The sequence below is a fragment of the Streptomyces recifensis genome (genome assembly GCF_002154615.1).
Classification (GTDB): domain Bacteria; phylum Actinomycetota; class Actinomycetes; order Streptomycetales; family Streptomycetaceae; genus Streptomyces; species Streptomyces griseoluteus.
The window spans coordinates 1-1,141 of sequence record NZ_MUNH01000782.1; the positions used below are offsets into that span (position 1 = coordinate 1).

Below are 1,141 nucleotides of genomic sequence, written 5' to 3' on the forward strand. Positions count from 1 at the left end.
GATCGCAACGGCTCCGGGCCCCCAACTCCCGCCTTCCGGCGGCCCGGAGCCGTTGCGATCGGAGGGTGATCACACCCGCACAGAGGGTTGTGTTCCTCCCGTTTAGGGACAGCTACAGGGGTTTTCCGCCTTCTTGCACCCATCCGAGTGGTGTTCATCTGAACATCGACGCGCCACGGGCGTCGGTCCACCACTTCGCCGCCCACATACACATCATGAGGAAAGTACGCAAATCGCCCAACCTGAAAGTGAGGGGCCATGGCCAGGAACAAGGTCATGACGCTGTGGACCGCCATCGTCACCGCCTTCCTCGCGCTGTGCACGGCGCTCGGACTCGTCACCGCGACCGCCCCGGTCGCCTCGGCCAAGACCGAGAGCCCGAGTCACGGCAGCACGGAGCACGGCGCACCGGAGGCACCGGCGGCCGTCAGCCACCAGGTCTGGCCACAGGCCAGGTCCCTGCCCCCCACCATGAAGCAGCGCATCCGGGCCGAGGCCCACGGGAAGTCCCCCAACTGCCGGCACCGCTCACTGGCCGGACGCGAAGCGGGCGCCCTCGCCCCGCACCGCGTGAACGCCCCGGACCGCACCGAGACCACGCACCGGCAGGAGAGCACCGAGCAGTACGCGTCCCACCTGGACTGCTGAGACCGCCGAGCCCCACGGCAGGCATCCAGTACCGCGGACGTCTCGACACACTGGCGACTTGCGTACCCGACCGTCGACACGGAACGCCCCCCGGCCACCGGCCTGGGGGCCCGCACCGCGTCCGCCTCATTCCCCCAGCAGCACGGCCTGCGAGGGACACCTCTCCACGATCTCGCGCACCAGCGGATCGTCCCCGGAATCCTCCCGGCCGGGCCTGACCACGCCGTACCCCTCCACGAAGTCGAAGACCTCGGGAGCGCGGTACGCGCACTCGGCCGAGCCGTAACAGACCTCGCGGTCCACGGACACCTTCACGCGTCCTCCCCTGCTCGCGCGGGCGACCCGGACCCCTCGACGGCCCGCGCCCACGACGTCCCTGCCCCACAGACCCGCGCCCGAACCGGCCGCGCCACCGCCCGTCCGGCACCGGTCCCTCCCCTCGTGGGGACCGGTACCGAACGGAGCGGGGGGTCTTCGTCCCGAGCCGTGCCGG

Annotated in this window: 2 protein-coding genes; one reads left to right on the top strand and one right to left on the bottom strand. The window is 71.1% G+C overall.

The features are described 5' to 3' along the window. The first annotated feature begins 258 nt into the window (after nt 1-258). Complete coding sequence (locus CCN33_RS29650) at nt 259-648, top strand: DUF6344 domain-containing protein (protein ID WP_086696424.1); 390 nt, start codon at nt 259-261, stop codon at nt 646-648. Nucleotides 649-774: 126 nt separating this feature from the next. Here CCN33_RS29650 and CCN33_RS29655 read toward each other — a convergent pair whose 3' ends face one another. Beyond that, entirely contained in the window at nt 775-963 is a 189-nt protein-coding gene (locus tag CCN33_RS29655) for a ferredoxin (RefSeq protein ID WP_031179064.1), read from the bottom strand. Between the last annotated feature and the right edge of the window lie 178 nt (nt 964-1,141).